We start from the raw sequence: 627 nt of genomic DNA on the forward strand, positions 1-627 counted from the left end.
CGCCGCCGTCCCCGGTCGGTGGTGGCGGCGGGTCGGCTTCCGCGCCGGCGGCCAGGATGCCCTTGATCGTGCGGTAGGACGGGTCGCCGGCGGCGGTGGCCTTGGCGCAGGCCGCCTCCAGCCGGGCTGGGCCGTGCTGGTCGGCCAGGCCGAGCACGCCCTGGGCGGACCGCAGCCGGAACAACGCCCCGACTTCCAGCAGCGCGGCGACGACCATGGTGCAGGCCGGGCCGATCTCGCCGGCGCGGCGGCGGCACCACGCCGGGGTCCGCATCGCGAACGCGATCTTCTCCGGCGGGTAGTGCGACATGTCGGTGCGCTTGCCCTTGCCGGCGCGGGCGTGCGTGGCGACCAGATGCCCGTCGTGGAACAGCTGGACGGTGGTCCACGTCTCCCGGGCATCGAGACGCTGCCCGATCAGCCGCCACGGCACCGAGTACAACGCCTTGCCGACCTTGACGTGGATGTCCGGGCCGACCTTGCCGGTCGACCACGTCGCCAGCACGAACGGCCGGGCCGGCAACGGCTGCAACGCCTCGGCCTCCACCGCGGCGAACACCGCCGCCGGCGCGGCGCCGTCCAGGGGCCGACAGGCCCGCTGCCCGGCAACCTCGATGCACCAGCGCA

Annotated in this window: 1 protein-coding gene; it reads right to left on the reverse strand. The window is 75.3% G+C overall.

Translation table 11 applies throughout. From position 1 onward, the window contains the following. Positions 1–627 (reverse strand): Mu transposase domain-containing protein (locus KJS59_RS30740; protein WP_407073981.1); only part of this gene is annotated, 627 nt, incomplete at both ends.

The sequence above is a fragment of the Rhizomonospora bruguierae genome (assembly GCF_018397995.1).
GTDB lineage: Bacteria > Actinomycetota > Actinomycetes > Mycobacteriales > Micromonosporaceae > Rhizomonospora > Rhizomonospora bruguierae.